The organism is Paraburkholderia mimosarum LMG 23256 = NBRC 106338, from assembly GCF_000739815.1.
GTDB lineage: Bacteria > Pseudomonadota > Gammaproteobacteria > Burkholderiales > Burkholderiaceae > Paraburkholderia > Paraburkholderia mimosarum.
Window position 1 is genome coordinate 23,300 of record NZ_BBJJ01000043.1, and the last position, 13,354, is coordinate 36,653.

Genomic DNA, 13,354 nt, shown 5'->3' on the forward strand with positions numbered 1-13,354 from the left:
CGCCAGATGGCCGCGAAATCAATGAACATGCGATTAGCCTCGAGCTTCCACGCGTCGCCGTAGAAATCAAATAAGACTTTATGCGCATAAACGCCCTATTTGGCGGCGGCGCGCACGACTCAAGCGAAGCTCAACCCAACCGCCGCCGCACGATAGCGACGAGCCGCTCATGAGGCAACGTCGATGCCGCGAGCGCCGTCGTTTCTTCGGGATAGTGCTCGCGCGCGATGTCGGTGAGTACCTGGCCAGGCGGCGCCTCGACCAGCACACTGGCGCCCGATTCGATCACGACCGTCAGTGCGTCGTACCAGCGCACCGTATAGCGCATGTTGGTGGCGAGATCGGCGCGGATCGCGTTTGCGCTGTGGAGCGGGCGGCCGCCGCGATTGTCGACGTAGACACTGCGCGGCGCCGTGAAGGGGATGTCTTTCGCCCACGCGGTGAGCTTGTCGGCGGCATCGGCCAATAGTTCGCAATGCGAAGGAACCGCAACCATGAGCCGTTGCGCCTTGCGCGCGCCGGCAGCAAGCGCGCGCGCGGAGAACGCCGCGAGCGCCGCGTCGGCCCCGGCCACGACGATCTGGCGCGGGGCGTTGACGTTCGCCACGTACACGGGTTCGCCGCCTTCGCGCGCATGTGCTTGCGCGAGCGCTTCCACCTGCGTCTCGCTCAACCCCGCGACGGCCGCCAGGCCGTAGCCCGAGGGCCACGCGTTCTCCATCAGCTCGGCGCGCTTGCGCACCATATGCAGCGCGTCGCCGAACGACAGGGCTTCGCACGTTACCGCTGCCGCATAGGCGCCCACGGATAGCCCTGCGCAGAACTGGGCAACGAGACCTTCGTGCGCGAGCGCGCGCGCAACGGCAACGCCAGCGACCGTCAGCCCGATCTGAACCGCAACCGTGGAGCGCAAGCTGTCGTCGCTATCGAGCGTGAGGACGTCCAGGCCAAGCGCGGCCGATGCCTCGGCGAGCGTCGCCCGCACCGCGTCGTGCTGCGGCAGCTTGTGGAGAAAGCCGGGGCTTTGCGCGCCTTGGCCGGGAAAGAGCAGCGCGAGCGTCATGGTGTGCGCCAGGGATCGGTAACGAGCTGCGCGCCGCTCGAAGCGCGCGCCAGCACGCGCGGCTTGTGCACGGCGAGTTCGGCCAGCGCGACGCCGCCCGATGGCGTTTCGAGTTGCGCGTCGATGCGCGTGCCGGCGCGGCTCGCGGCTCGCGCGAGCGTTTGCGCAAGCGAGTCGATCGCGGCGCGCGAGACGCGTTGCGGCAGACGAATCAGGACGTCGAGATCGCTCGACGCCGTGAGCGTGGGGATGCCCGCGGCGAGTTCAAAACCCGCGCTGCCCGTGGGGCCCCAGGCGTAATCGCGTAGCGGCGAGGCGGTTTCGCGCAGGGCGGCCAGCGCGATGAACGCGGGCAGTGCGCGGCGCTCGCGCAGCGGCTCGATATCGCGCAGGTCTTCCGGCGCAGAAGACGATTCGATATCCTCAGTATCGAGCCACGTGCCGAAACGCTGTGATCGTGCACTGCCGCGCACGCCGACCGCCACGAAGCCTGCCGCCGCGCGCGTACGCCGCACGACCACCCAGGGTGCGCGCGCGAGGGCGCCGCGTACCCAGTCCGGCTCGTCGCTCGAGTGCGCAATCGATGCGCCGCGTCGAATCTGCAGCAGATCGTGGGCGTGCCAGCGCGCATCGTCCTGGCGCGGCGCGTCTTCTGCGAAGGGCGGGGCAGCGCAGACGCGCATCAGCTAGCGTCCCATTGTTGCGCAAGGCGCTTGCGCACCTCGATCGACGCCGCACGCGTGCGCTGTGCCGATTCGCCCTGCAAGCGATGCGCGAGGCCGCTCTTGTCGCCGCGGGCTTCGCGCACCTTCTTCGCGAGCACGTCGCGCACGCGCGCGGTTTGCGCGTTGCTGGGCGCGTCCGCGTCGACGCCTTCGATCAGCTCGTCGAGCAGACCGAGCTTCGCGAACGACGCCATCGAATAGGACATCGGCACGATCTTTTCGCCAAGTTCGTCGAGCTCCTCGACGCTGCGCCGCGTGACGCGCGCCGCGGCTTCCTTGCCCATGGCGTGGACCATCGTGCCGGGCGCGTCGAGCGCGACGATGCGGTTGGCCTGGTAGCCGTGCGCGAGGAACGCGCCCGACATCGCGGGGCCGACGATCAGCGCCACCACGGGATGCCCGGCGAGGCGCGCGCTCGCGTAGGCGTCCACGGCCGATGCGCACGCGAGGTGGATGCCGAGCATCTCCTCACGGTAGCCGTATGCCTGGCTCTTCACGTCGACGATCGCGATGATGGGGCGGCGCTTGCCGCTCGCGGCATCTTCGGCAATCGCGTCGCGCACGGCCTTCGCGAGAAGCCAGCCTTGCTCGAGGCCCACCACGTTGTCGCGCGCGCGCGGAAAGCGGTTCGCGGGATCGGGCGCCACGGTGATGAAGCGCGCCGTTTCGTCGCCGAGCGGCGCATCGGCGTACTGAACGCAGGCGCCTCGTGCGTCAACACCCGCCAGGGCGAGCAGCCAGCGTGTGCCGCGGCTCGTCGTCGTGTAGTTCATGCCGTTTCTCCGCGGAGGTTCGTGGGCGATGCGGCAAACACCGCGCGCATCGATTCTGGGGTGACGCTGGCGGGATCGATTTGCGCGAGCCTGGCGAGCATCGCATCGACGTTCGCCGAGCGATGCGAGTGCGGCACGCCTTGCGAAAACGCCGCGCGCACGGCGGTGCGCACGTCGTCGACGGCATCGTCCACCAGCGCATCGGCGAAGCCTGTCTGCGTGCGCTGCTCGCCGCCGATCAGTTGCCATACCTGGCGGCGGTCGCTCGAATCGAGTTCCTCGATGCCGGCTTCCTGCTCGATCACCTCGGGGCCGTTCATGCCGAGGCGGCCTTGCTTCGTCATCACGAGCATCGAACACAGTGCCGCAGCGAGCGACATTCCGCCAAAGCAACCCACCATGCCCGCGATCACGCCGACCACGGGTACGTGAGCGCGCAACGCGACGATGGCCGACTGGATCTCCGCGATCACGGCGAGGCCGAGATTCGCTTCCTGCAAGCGCACGCCGCCCGTTTCGAACAGGATGACGGGCCGCACGATCTTGCCGCGCTCGCAGTCGGCGAGTGCGAGTTCGAGCGCCGCGGCGATCTTGCTGCCCGACACTTCGCCGATGCTGCCGCCCTGGAACGCGGATTCGATGGCGGCGACCACGGCGGGCTGGCCGTCGATGGTCCCGCGCGCGATCACCGCGCCGTCGTCGGCCTGGCAGACGATGCCCTGCAACGGGAGCCACGGCGATTCGATGCGGTCGAATGGGCCGAGGAGTTCGCGGAACGTGCCCGCGTCGAGCACGGCGGCCGCGCGCTCCCGGGCGCTCAACTCGATGAAGCTTTCGCGCAGCAGCGCGCCCGGCCCCACTTGATTAGTGCTGCTCATGACTGTGCTCCTCGTTCACCGCCCTGAGCCGCTTCCACAGCCTCCGCGAGCCGCAGCGCCACCACGCCGGGCGTCGCGCCGAAGTCGTTGATCTCGATGAGCGCCGCGCCGTCGTAGCGCGTGAAGAAGCGGTCGAGCACGCTCTTCCAGATGTGCCCGTAGCCGTCCACGCTCGTATGCACGACCACGCGCGCCTGCATGTCGCTGGCGGGTTGCAGCAGCACTTCGAGATCGCCCGAACCCACCACGCCCACATGGGCGCGCGTCGTCACGGCGCGTTGCGCCGGGTAGTCGAATGTCAGTTGTTCCATGAAGCCGTCCTCCCGCCCATGCGGTGCTGAAGCAGTCTGTCGATGAAGAGCGTCGCGGCGAGCAGATCGGCCGCGCCGCCCGGCGATGCGTTGAGCGCGAGCAGCGCGCGTTCCAGCGCATCGAAGGCCGCGCGCCCGGCCTGTGTCGCAACGCCACCGGCGTCGCGCACGCGCCGCGCGCCGGCTTGCGCGGCCTCGCGCCCGGCGAGCCCCGCGCGATGGAGCACGCAGGTGTCGTCGAGCGACGCCATGATCGCGAGCAGTGCGTCCACGCGCGCGTGGGCTTCGTCGCAACCTTGCGCCCGTGCGGCGTGCAGCGCGGGTAGACCCACGCGCACGACGTGCGGAAAACCGTCCTGTGCTTCGCCGCGCGCGCCGCCTACCTTGAAACGCTGGCGCACGCGCTCGCCGTGGCTTTGCGTGGGTCGCGCGAACAGGTCGTCGAAGCGTGCAATCGTCGCTGCGGTTGCGCAGATGTGCGCCGCATGGGCGTACGCGCCATGGCTGGCGTGAGGCGTGTGCACGATCGCCGCGCCCGCCACGAGCAGGCCGACGATCCAGATCGCGCCGCGATGCGCATTGCTGCCTTGCGTCGCGCGCATCATCGCGGCTTCGCCGGCGCGTCCGATGCGCGCGAGGTCGGTGCGCAGCGCCGTGCCCGGCGCGGCGCCGCACGACGCGCGCGCGAGCGCTTCGAACGTGGGTTCGAGCGCGTGCGCCGAGCGCAGCATCGTCGCGAGATCGAGATCGTTGTGCGCGCCACTACCGCGCGCGTCCACGAGCGCGGGCTTGGGCGTGAGGCGCGCCTCTTCGATCAGTGCGTCGCGGGCGAAGCGTGCGAGCTGTGCGGCCGAACCCGGCGACGGTGCACCGGCGCTGCACGGGACGCGCCGCGCGAGGCCCGCCGCACCCTCGGCGAGCGGCGTAAGGGTGAACGTGCGCATCGCGCTCACCAGCTGCGAAAGCGCGCGGGCGGCGTGTAGAGGCCGCCCGACCACGTCACCAGATCGTCGATGCTGCGCGCCGCGAGCAGCGAACGTTTGGCGTTGCCGCGCAGGATGCCGAGATCCTCGGGGAACTGCACGATGCCGCGGCGGCGCAGCTCGTCGGTTTTCTGCTGCTGTGCGCGCAGCCCGATGGGCGTCACGCCCGCCACGGCCGCAAGCGCCGCGCGGCGTTCGTCGATGCCTTCGGCGCGATGCAGGTGCGCAATGCCTTCCTCGGTCACGACGTGGCTCACGTCGTCGCCGTAGATCATCACGGGGGCGACGGGCATGCCGCTCTTCCGGCCCACGGCGATGGCGTCGAGTTCGTCGACGAAGGTCGGCTCGCCGCCTTTCTTCCAGGTCTCCGCAAGCTGCACCACGAGCTTGTGGCCGCGCGAAACCGGGCCGTTGTCCTTGAGCAGCTTGAGCCACGCTTCGCTCGCGTGGCGCCGGCCGCGTGGATCGTGGCCCATGTTCGGCGCGCCGCCGAAACCCGCGAGGCGCCCGCGTGTGACGGTGGACGAGTTCGCGTCGGCGTCGATCTGCAGCGTCGAGCCGATGAAGAGATCGACGGCGTATTGCCCCGCGAGCTGGCACAGCACGCGGTTCGAGCGCAGGCTGCCGTCGCTGCCGGTGAAGAACACATCGGGCCGCGCGGCGATATAGGCCTCCATGCCCACTTCGCTGCCGAAGCAGTGCACGCTTTCCACCCAGCCCGATTCGATCGCGGGAATGAGCGTGGGATGCGGATTGAGCGTCCAGTTACGGCAGATCTTGCCTTTCAGGCCGAGCGATTCGCCATACGTGGGCAGCAGCAATTCGATCGCGGCGGTGTCGAACCCAATGCCGTGATTGAGCGACGCGATGCCATAAGGCGCGTAAATGCCCTTGATGACCATCATCGCGGTGAGCACCTGCAAGTCGCCGATATGACGCGGGTCGCGCGTGAACAGCGGCTCGACCGCGAACGGCCGGTCGGCTTGCACGACCACGTCGACCCACGAGCCGGGGATATCCACGCGCGGCAGTTCGTCGACAATTTCGTTTACCTGAACGATCACGATGCCCTGGCTGAACGCAGCGGCCTCGGCGATGGTGGGCGTGTCCTCGGTGTTCGGGCCGGTGTAGAGGTTGCCGTGGCGGTCGGCCTTCTCGGCGCAAAGCAGTGCGACCTGCGGAATCAGGTCGACGAACATGCGCGCGTATAGCTCGACATAGGTATGGATCGCACCCACTTCGAGCTGACCGTCTTCGAGCAGTTGTGCGACGCGCAAGCTCTGCGGCCCCGCGAACGCGAAGTCAACGCGATGCGCAATGCCGCGCTCGAACAGCGTGAGTTGCTCAGGCCGGCTGATGCTCGAAATCAGGAGGTGGATGTTGTTGAGCTTTGCGGGATCGGCCTTTGCCAGCGAGCGCGAGAGAAAGTCGGCCTGCTTCTGGTTGTCGCCTTCCAGCGCGACGCGGTCGCCGGGGCGGATCAGCAGTTCGAGCGCTTCGGTCGTGCGCGCGGCGGGAAGGATGCCGTCTTCGAGCCAGTGCGAGATGGCGGCGAGGCGGCGGGCTTTCTCGTCGCGGCGCGTGGTCCACGAGCGCGGCGCGAGGCCGGGCGAGGGTTGCGTATCAGCTTGAGGCTTCATCGGCGGTTCGGCTCCGTGAGCGGGAAGAGGCGGCGCGCGGCTTCGGTGCAGCAGGGGGCGCTGAGGTCGCCGCCGCAGGCGGCGCGGCGCGCTCGGTCAGGAAACGGTAGATGAGTTCGCCCGTGCCGAGCAGGTGCTCCGCCACGAGCTTTTGCGCGGTGGGCACGTCGCCGCGCTTCACGGCGGCGAGGATCTCGGCGTGCTCGCTATCGGATTCGCCCTTGTACTCGGGAAAGCCGAATTTCAGACGCAGATAGCGTTCGCCGCGGCGATGGAGCGTCGTGAGCATCTCCATCAACTGCGGCCGGCCGGCGGGCGCGTAGAGGTTCATATGAAAGGCCTCGTTGCGCGCGACATAGAGCGACGGATCGCGTTCACGCTTCGCGGCCGCGGCGAGCGCGCTCACTTCGCGCAGCGTGGCGCTCGTGTGGTTCGGAATCGCAAGGCCGAGCGCAAGGCTCTCCAGCGCCGAGCGGATCTCGTAGATCTCGCGCGCTTCGTCGGCCGAGAGCGAGGCGACGCTCGCGCCCTTGTTCACTTCGATCTTGGCCCAGCCTTCGCTCGCGAGCTGGCGCAACGCCTCGCGCACGGGAATGGCGCTGACCGAAAAATGCCGCGCGATCGCGTCCTGGCGCAGCGGCGCATCAGGCGCGAGCTTGCCCTCGACGATCGCGCTGCGCAGGGCGTCGGCGATCATGCGCGAGGTGCTGGTGCGGGGCGCGCTAGCGCCTTCCAGGGGAAAACCATCCGTTGCGTCGTTCATAGGATCACATATTATATATAAAAAGACGAAGGCGAAAGCCTCGAAAACCCGCACCACAGAAGCATCGGATTCACTATAGACGGGTAGGGAGAACGGGGGCTTACAGGAAGTTCCTGACGAGGGCCGGCTTCTGCAGCGGCCTGCATTTCCGCGTTTCGCGGCGCGCACGCATACAGGCATGCGCGCAGGGCGAGACATCAAAGGAGAGAGGAGCATCATGAATTCGATCACCGAGTCCGCGCGGCGTACTCGCAGCAAGACACCGCTCAACCGGTCGCAGATCGCCGGTTTCTGGGGCGCCTGGGCGGGCTGGACGCTCGATGGGATGGACTCGTTCATCTACGCACTCGTGCTCACGCCCGCGCTCACCGAACTGTTGCCGCGCTCGGGCTACGAGGCCAGTGCGGCGAACATCGGGCTCGCCGGCTCGATCCTGTTCGCGCTCTTCCTCGTGGGCTGGGGCCTGTCGTTCATCTGGGGGCCGCTCGCCGACCGCTTTGGCCGCACGCGCGTGCTGGCCGGCACCATCTTCATGTTCGCTATCTTCACGGGCCTCTCCGCCACCGCGCAGAGCGTCTGGGCGCTCGGCATCTACCGCTTTCTGGCGGGCGTGGGCATTGGAGGCGAGTGGGCGCTCGCGGGCACCTACGTGGCCGAATCGTGGCCCGAAGATCGCCGCAAGATGGGGGCGGGCTATCTGCAGACCGGCTATTACGCGGGCTTTTTCATCGCGGCCGCGCTCAATTACACGATCGGCGTGCACTTCGGCTGGCGGGCCATGTTCCTCACGGGCGCGGTGCCGGTGGTGGTGGCGATTCTGGTGCTCACGCGCGTGGATGAGCCGGAGACGTGGCAGAAGTCGGAGGCGAGCCATGTGCACCACGGTCACCCGCTGCGTGAAATCTTCGGCAGCGTGTATCGCGTGCGTACCGTGGTGGCGTGCGCATTGCTGACGATCGCGATCATCGGCCTGTGGGCGGGCGCCGTCTATGAGCCTTCGGCCGTGATCCAGCTCGCGACGAAGGCGGGCGCGAGCAAGGCCGAGGCGATCCGCACCGCTTCGATCGCTACCGGCATTCTCTCCATCGGCACGATCCTGGGCTGTCTCGCGCTGCCGCCGCTGGCCGAACGCATCGGCCGCAAATGGACGCTCGCCGTCTATTTCGCGGGCATGGCCGTGGCGATCGCCGCGAGCTTCGGCTGGGCGTTCTACCTCAAGAACGGGCTGGTGCCGTTCATCGCGCTGCTGTTCGTGCTCGGCTTCTTTGGCGGCAACTTCGCGCTCTTCAGCCTGTGGTTGCCCGAGCAGTTCGGAACGCGCGTGCGCGCCACGGCGTTCGCGTTCTGCACGTCGTTCGGCCGCTTCGTGGGCGCGGGGGTGAACTTCCTGCTGGGCGCCGCGGTGCTGAACATGCACACGCTCGGCACGCCGGTCGCGCTCACGGCGCTGGCATTCGTCGCAGGACTCCTGATCATTCCGTTCGCGCCGGAAACCAGGGGTAAGACGCTGCCGACCTGAGGCTGTGCCTTGACGTGCGCCGCGCGCTTTAGCGGCGCACCTTCACGAGCCTCGGCGGCAGCAGGCGCCAGCCGAGATTCACGCCGAGGCTCGCCGCCACGATCAGCGCCATGCCGGCGAGTTGCAGCGCGCTCAACGCACGCCCGTAGACGATCGCATCGACGGCGATCGCCGTGAGCGGATACACGAACAGCAGCACGGCGATCACGGGCGTGGTGAGCATCGGCAACGCGCCGTAGATCAGCACGTACGAAAGCCCCGTGTGCAGCACCCCCATGCCGACTAGCCAGCCCCATTGCACGGCCGAGATATGCGCGAGCTGGAGCGGCGCGAAAAACGGCGCGATGAGCGGCAGACACACCGCACCCACCGCGCATTGCGTGAGCGTGAGCAGATGCGGGCGAAAATCGCGCAGGCCCTTGGCGATGAGCGTGACGCTCGCGTAGAGCAGCGAGCCGCCCAGCGATTCGGCGATGCCGATCGTGTAGCTCGTGCGATCGGCGATATGGCTTTCCGCGAGCACGCCCGAAGCGAGCACGAGGCCCACGAACGCCATGCCGATCCAGCCCAGCCGGTCCGCGCCGAGCCGCTCGTGGAAGAGCGCGGCGCCCATCAGCACGACCCAGAACGGCTGCACGTGGAACACGACCGTCGAGACCGCGATGCTCGTGCGATGGATCGCGTCGAAGAAGGCCACCCACTGCGTCACCATCAGCACGCCCGAAATGAGCGCGAGCGCGAACGTGCGGCGCGTGAACTGCCGGGGCGTGAGCCAGCCCTTGTACGCGCAGTACGCGGCGAGCGCGAGCATGCCGAAAAAGCAGCGGAAGAACACGAGCGTGAGCGCGCCAAGGCGCGCCTCCTCGACGAACACGCCGATCGTGCCCATCAGGAGGCCGCCGCCCGCGAGCATGAGGACGCCTTGCTGACGGTTACCTTGATGATCGGATTGCATGGCTTACGCGGCAAAATCGAAAGGGGGTTGAAAACGGCTCCAGTATTTGCCAGTTGCCGGGCGCGGGCAAACGAATTAAATTGAAGAATTCCATCAATTCAGCTTATGAATCGCCGCCCCCACCTGTAGCCCGGAGCCAGCCCCGCTTGAACCCCGAATTTGACATCGACTTGCTGCGCACCTTCGCTGCCGTCGCCGACGCGGGCAGCTTCACGAAGGCCGCCGTAGCCGTGCACCGCTCGCAGGCGGCCGTGAGCATGCAGGTCAAACGGCTCGAGCAGATGCTCGGCGCCACGCTGTTCACGCGCGACACCCGCAATCTCGCGCTCACGCGGCCGGGCACCACGTTGCTCGAATACGCGCGGCGGGCACTGGACTTGCAGGAGGAAGCGTGGGCGGCGATGGTGCGGCCGGAAGTGACGGGGCGCGTGGTGCTAGGTGCCCCCGACGACTACATGGCCTCGCTGCTCTCGCCGGTTTTACGGCGCTTTTCGACGCTTTATCCGCATGTGGAGATCGAGATCGTATGCGCGCAAAGCTCGGCGCTCGGGCCCATGCTCGCGGACAACAAGATCGACATCGCCTTCGTGACGCGCGACCGCAAGTTGCGCGGCGAATTCGTGCGCGCTGAGGAACTGGTATGGGTGGGCTCCGCCACCGATCCCGCGCCGCTTGCCATGTCGCCGTTGCCGGTGGGTCTATACGAGCACGGCTGCGTGGCGCGCGCGCATACGGTGGCGGCGCTCGATGCCGCGCACATCCGTTATCGGGCGGCATATAGCAGCGCGAGCCTTTTGGGGCTCCTGGCGACGGTGGAAGCGGGCATTGCGATCGTGGCGCTCACGCGCTGCAGCGTGCCGCCGCGCTTTGCGATTCTCGGCGAGGCGCAGGGCCTGCCGAAAATAGAGCCGCTGGAAATCGTGGTGGCGCGCAGCGCCAAATCGAACCGGCCCACGTGCGACTACCTCGCGCAGCAGATGGTGCAGGATCTTTCGGTGCCGCGTCAGCGCGGGTAGACGCTCACTTCGCCGCCCACCGCGAGCCGCACGCGCTTGCCTTCACGCGGCGTGCGATAGCCGGGCACGCGTGCGCGGATCGTTGTGTCCGCATCGATCAGTTGCAGCGTGAGCGCGGCGTCCTGGCCGTGGAAGGTGATGGCGCGCACGATGGCTTCGAGCGCGCCATCGCGTTGCGCGGTTTCGGGCAGCACGTCGATCTGCTCGGGGCGCAGCATGACGTCCACGGCGCCATCTTCGGCGTGCTGCTCTTGCTGGATCGGCAGCGCGCCGAGCACGCAATGCGCCCGTCCGTTCGCTACCGTGCCGGGCAGCAGCACCGCCTCGCCGATGAAAGCCGCGAGTTCGGGCGTGGCCGGGCGGCGGTAGAGCGTTTGCGGCGGCCCGCTTTGCAGCAGTCTTCCCCGCCACAACACGGCAACTTCATGGCCGAGTGACAGCGCCTCGGCCTGGTCGTGGGTGACGAGCACGGCGGTCGCGCCGGCTGCGGCGAGCGCACGCGCCACGGCTTCGCGGGTTTCGACGCGCAACGCGGCGTCGAGCGACGAGAACGGTTCGTCGAGCATCACGAGGCCGGGCGAGGGCGCGAGCGCGCGGGCCAGCGCCACGCGCTGCTGCTGTCCGCCCGAGAGCTGCTGCGGCGCGCGCGATGCATACGCTTGAGGCAGCCCGACGAGTTCGAGCATCTCGGCCACGCGATGGCGTGCACGGCGCTGTGCGCGCGGCAGCCCGAACACGATGTTCCCGGCAACCGAGAGATGCGGGAAGAGGGCGCCTTCCTGCGGCACATAGCCGATGCGGCGCTGTTCGGTCGGCAGATGCAGGCCGTCGCCAGCCACGCGCTGGCCGTCGATCGTGATCGTGCCGGCGTCGGCACGCTCGAAACCGCACAGCAAGCGCAGCAGCGTCGTCTTGCCGCTGCCCGAGGGGCCGAGCAGCGCGACGAGCGAACCCGAGCGCACGGCGAGATCGATGCCGTGCAGGACCGGATGACCGTCGAAGGCCTTTTGAAGGCCGGAGATGCGAAGTGTGCTCATGGGGATGCGAAACGGGACTCAGGCGCCGTTGGCGGGCATATCGGAAGGGGCGGCCGGCGTCGGCGCGGCCGCATGGCCCGCGAGCGCCGAGCGGCCAGCAAATGCGAACAGCAGGCCCGAAGCCGCGAGCGACAGCGCGGTGAGCAGGGCGGCGTAGGGCGCTGCGGCCGCGAAGGCGAGCGTAGAAGTGTCGGTCCAGACTTGCGTGGCCAGCGTGTGGGTGCCGATCGGCGCGAGCAGTAGCGTGGCGTTGAGTTCCGTCACCACGGAGATGAAGACCATCGAGGCCGCCGCGCCGAGACCGGGGCCCGCGAGCGGCAGCACGACGCGGCGCAGCGTCGCGAACCAGCCCAAACCGAGCGCGCGTGCGGTTTCTTCGAGGCGCTGCTGCGCCTGCATGAGCGCGGCGCGCACGCTCACCAGCGCGAGCGGCAGAAAGAGGATGGCGTAGGCCGCGATCAGCAGCGTGGTGCCCTGGTACAGCGGTTCGAGCGCGCGCACGGCGAGCGAGACGATCGCAAGCGCAATGACGAGGCTCGGCACGCCTTGCGCGATAAAGGCAGTACGTTCGAGGAACGTGGCCGCGTGGCCCGGGTAACGCGCCAGCAGATACCCAAGCGGCAGCGCGAGCAGCGTGGTGAAGCATGCGGCCGTCAGACCGAGGCGCAGCGAGGCGAAGGTGGTCGAGACCAGCAACTCGGGCGAGACCTCGGCCGGCGTGATAGCCGCTGCGCCCGGCTGCGTGAGCCAGTAGCCGATCATCGCGAGCGGGACGCCCAGGGTGGCGGCGTTGAGCGCGACGAAGCCCGCCGTGACAGGCCAGCGCCAGCGCCCGAGTGCATGGCGCACGTTCGCGCGCCGCGTGCCGCGATCCACGCGCGCATAGCGGGCGCGCCCGCGCACGCGAAACTCGAGCACGAGGCACACGAGGCAGAGCAGGATTAGCACGCAAGCGAGCAACGAGGCGCCGCCGCCATCGAAGCTCGTGCGGTATTCAGCATAAATTTCCGTGGTGAACGTGCGAAACCGCAATAGCGTGAATGCGCCGAATTCGGAGAGCACGCCGAGCGCGACGAGCAGCATCGAGCCGAACAGCGCGGGCCGCAATTGCGGCAGCACAACGCGCACGAAAACGGCCCAGTGGTTGCAGCCAAGCGCGCGCGCCGACTCTTCGAGCGCCGGGTCGAGACCGCGCAGCGCGGCGGCCACGGGGAGATAAACGAGCGGGAAGTAGGCCGTCGTGATGACGATGAACGCGCCGAGAAAGTCCTGCAAATCCAGGCTCATCGAGACCCACGCATAGCTCGTGACGAACGCGGGCATGGCGAGCGGCGCGGCGGCGAGGAGCGCCCATGCGCGCCGCCCCGGCACATCGGTGCGTTCGACGAGCCATGCCACGGCCGTGCCGAGCATGGCCGAAGCGAGCGTGGCCGAAACGGTGATCGAGAGCGTATTGACGAGCAGCTCGCCAACCAGCGGCCGGAAGATCAGCTCGGCGGCATCGGCGAAGCTGAACGAGAGCGCGCCAGAACGTGAGCGCGAGCGGCAGCAGCACCAGCAGCGGGCCGAGCGCGGCCGTCGCGAGCAGCGCGCGCGGCGCATGGCGTCGCGCGCTTTGGGACGGCGCCCTCGCGATAGTCTCTTGATGAGACTCAGGCACGGCTTGCACCGTAGTGACGGCTTCGCTCACG

General features: G+C 68.4%; 12 protein-coding genes and 1 pseudogene. 2 read left to right on the forward strand and 11 right to left on the reverse strand.

Annotated features, from left to right (window positions below; translation table 11 throughout):
• Positions 1-130: 130 nt before the first annotated feature.
• Genes mdcH through BMI01S_RS25260 form a run of 8 tightly spaced genes read right to left on the reverse strand, consistent with a single transcriptional unit; the run spans position 131 to position 7,136 of the window.
• Positions 131-1,063: a malonate decarboxylase subunit epsilon gene (gene mdcH, locus BMI01S_RS25225; RefSeq protein WP_036020518.1), complete on the reverse strand. Its 933-nt coding sequence runs from the start codon at positions 1,061-1,063 to the stop codon at positions 131-133.
• Positions 1,060-1,746, reverse strand: a complete 687-nt coding sequence (locus BMI01S_RS25230; protein ID WP_028231889.1) for a malonate decarboxylase holo-ACP synthase — start codon at positions 1,744-1,746, stop codon at positions 1,060-1,062. Before BMI01S_RS25230 ends, mdcH begins: the two co-directional genes overlap by 4 nt.
• A complete protein-coding gene (gene mdcE / locus BMI01S_RS25235; RefSeq protein ID WP_028231888.1) occupies positions 1,746-2,561 on the reverse strand; it encodes a biotin-independent malonate decarboxylase subunit gamma in 816 nt (271 codons plus the stop codon). The genes BMI01S_RS25230 and mdcE overlap by 1 nt, the downstream gene beginning before the upstream one ends.
• Entirely contained in the window at positions 2,558-3,439 is an 882-nt protein-coding gene (locus BMI01S_RS25240; protein ID WP_028231887.1) for a biotin-independent malonate decarboxylase subunit beta, read from the reverse strand. Before BMI01S_RS25240 ends, mdcE begins: the two co-directional genes overlap by 4 nt.
• Positions 3,436-3,750 (reverse strand): malonate decarboxylase subunit delta, encoded by a 315-nt coding sequence (locus tag BMI01S_RS25245; protein WP_028214148.1) that lies wholly within the window; start codon positions 3,748-3,750, stop codon positions 3,436-3,438. Before BMI01S_RS25245 ends, BMI01S_RS25240 begins: the two co-directional genes overlap by 4 nt.
• Positions 3,738-4,694: a triphosphoribosyl-dephospho-CoA synthase gene (locus BMI01S_RS25250; protein WP_042290947.1), complete on the reverse strand. Its 957-nt coding sequence runs from the start codon at positions 4,692-4,694 to the stop codon at positions 3,738-3,740. The genes BMI01S_RS25245 and BMI01S_RS25250 overlap by 13 nt, the downstream gene beginning before the upstream one ends.
• 5 nt (positions 4,695-4,699) lie before the next feature.
• Positions 4,700-6,373, reverse strand: a complete 1,674-nt coding sequence (gene mdcA, locus BMI01S_RS25255; protein WP_028231886.1) for a malonate decarboxylase subunit alpha — start codon at positions 6,371-6,373, stop codon at positions 4,700-4,702.
• On the reverse strand, positions 6,357-7,136 hold the full coding sequence (locus BMI01S_RS25260; RefSeq protein WP_028214150.1) for a GntR family transcriptional regulator: 780 nt from the start codon (positions 7,134-7,136) through the stop codon (positions 6,357-6,359). Before BMI01S_RS25260 ends, mdcA begins: the two co-directional genes overlap by 17 nt.
• A gap of 217 nt (positions 7,137-7,353) precedes the next feature.
• Here BMI01S_RS25260 and BMI01S_RS25265 point away from each other — a divergent pair, with 217 nt between their 5' ends.
• Positions 7,354-8,655, forward strand: coding sequence for an MFS transporter (locus BMI01S_RS25265; RefSeq protein WP_028231885.1), 1,302 nt, complete (start codon positions 7,354-7,356; stop codon positions 8,653-8,655).
• A gap of 28 nt (positions 8,656-8,683) precedes the next feature.
• Here the strand turns inward: BMI01S_RS25265 and BMI01S_RS25270 are convergent, their stop codons facing one another.
• Entirely contained in the window at positions 8,684-9,610 is a 927-nt protein-coding gene (locus BMI01S_RS25270; RefSeq protein ID WP_028231884.1) for a DMT family transporter, read from the reverse strand.
• Between the two features lie 146 nt (positions 9,611-9,756).
• On the opposite strand from BMI01S_RS25270, the gene BMI01S_RS25275 reads away from it, so the two are divergent.
• Positions 9,757-10,626, forward strand: coding sequence for a LysR family transcriptional regulator (locus BMI01S_RS25275; RefSeq protein WP_028214153.1), 870 nt, complete (start codon positions 9,757-9,759; stop codon positions 10,624-10,626).
• On the opposite strand, the gene BMI01S_RS25280 is transcribed toward BMI01S_RS25275, so the two are convergent.
• Both BMI01S_RS25280 and BMI01S_RS25285 read right to left on the reverse strand, forming a co-directional pair.
• Entirely contained in the window at positions 10,614-11,663 is a 1,050-nt protein-coding gene (locus BMI01S_RS25280; RefSeq protein WP_028231883.1) for an ABC transporter ATP-binding protein, read from the reverse strand. The genes BMI01S_RS25275 and BMI01S_RS25280 overlap by 13 nt on opposite strands.
• 18 nt (positions 11,664-11,681) lie before the next feature.
• Positions 11,682-13,323 (reverse strand): annotated as a pseudogene (locus BMI01S_RS25285) (ABC transporter permease).
• Positions 13,324-13,354 lie beyond the last annotated feature (31 nt).

What these genes read in the sequence shown, in the direction of transcription:
- BMI01S_RS25250 (WP_042290947.1), bottom strand. Translation starts at nt 4,694, where the DNA reads ATGCGCACGTTCACCCTTACGCCGCTCGCCGAGGGTGCGGCGGGCCTC.
- mdcA (WP_028231886.1), bottom strand. Translation starts at nt 6,373, where the DNA reads ATGAAGCCTCAAGCTGATACGCAACCCTCGCCCGGCCTCGCGCCGCGC.
- BMI01S_RS25260 (WP_028214150.1), bottom strand. Translation starts at nt 7,136, where the DNA reads ATGAACGACGCAACGGATGGTTTTCCCCTGGAAGGCGCTAGCGCGCCC.
- BMI01S_RS25280 (WP_028231883.1), bottom strand. Translation starts at nt 11,663, where the DNA reads ATGAGCACACTTCGCATCTCCGGCCTTCAAAAGGCCTTCGACGGTCAT.
- BMI01S_RS25265 (WP_028231885.1), top strand. Translation starts at nt 7,354, where the DNA reads ATGAATTCGATCACCGAGTCCGCGCGGCGTACTCGCAGCAAGACACCG.
- BMI01S_RS25230 (WP_028231889.1), bottom strand. Translation starts at nt 1,746, where the DNA reads ATGCGCGTCTGCGCTGCCCCGCCCTTCGCAGAAGACGCGCCGCGCCAG.
- BMI01S_RS25270 (WP_028231884.1), bottom strand. Translation starts at nt 9,610, where the DNA reads ATGCAATCCGATCATCAAGGTAACCGTCAGCAAGGCGTCCTCATGCTC.
- BMI01S_RS25240 (WP_028231887.1), bottom strand. Translation starts at nt 3,439, where the DNA reads ATGAGCAGCACTAATCAAGTGGGGCCGGGCGCGCTGCTGCGCGAAAGC.
- mdcH (WP_036020518.1), bottom strand. Translation starts at nt 1,063, where the DNA reads ATGACGCTCGCGCTGCTCTTTCCCGGCCAAGGCGCGCAAAGCCCCGGC.
- mdcE (WP_028231888.1), bottom strand. Translation starts at nt 2,561, where the DNA reads ATGAACTACACGACGACGAGCCGCGGCACACGCTGGCTGCTCGCCCTG.
- BMI01S_RS25245 (WP_028214148.1), bottom strand. Translation starts at nt 3,750, where the DNA reads ATGGAACAACTGACATTCGACTACCCGGCGCAACGCGCCGTGACGACG.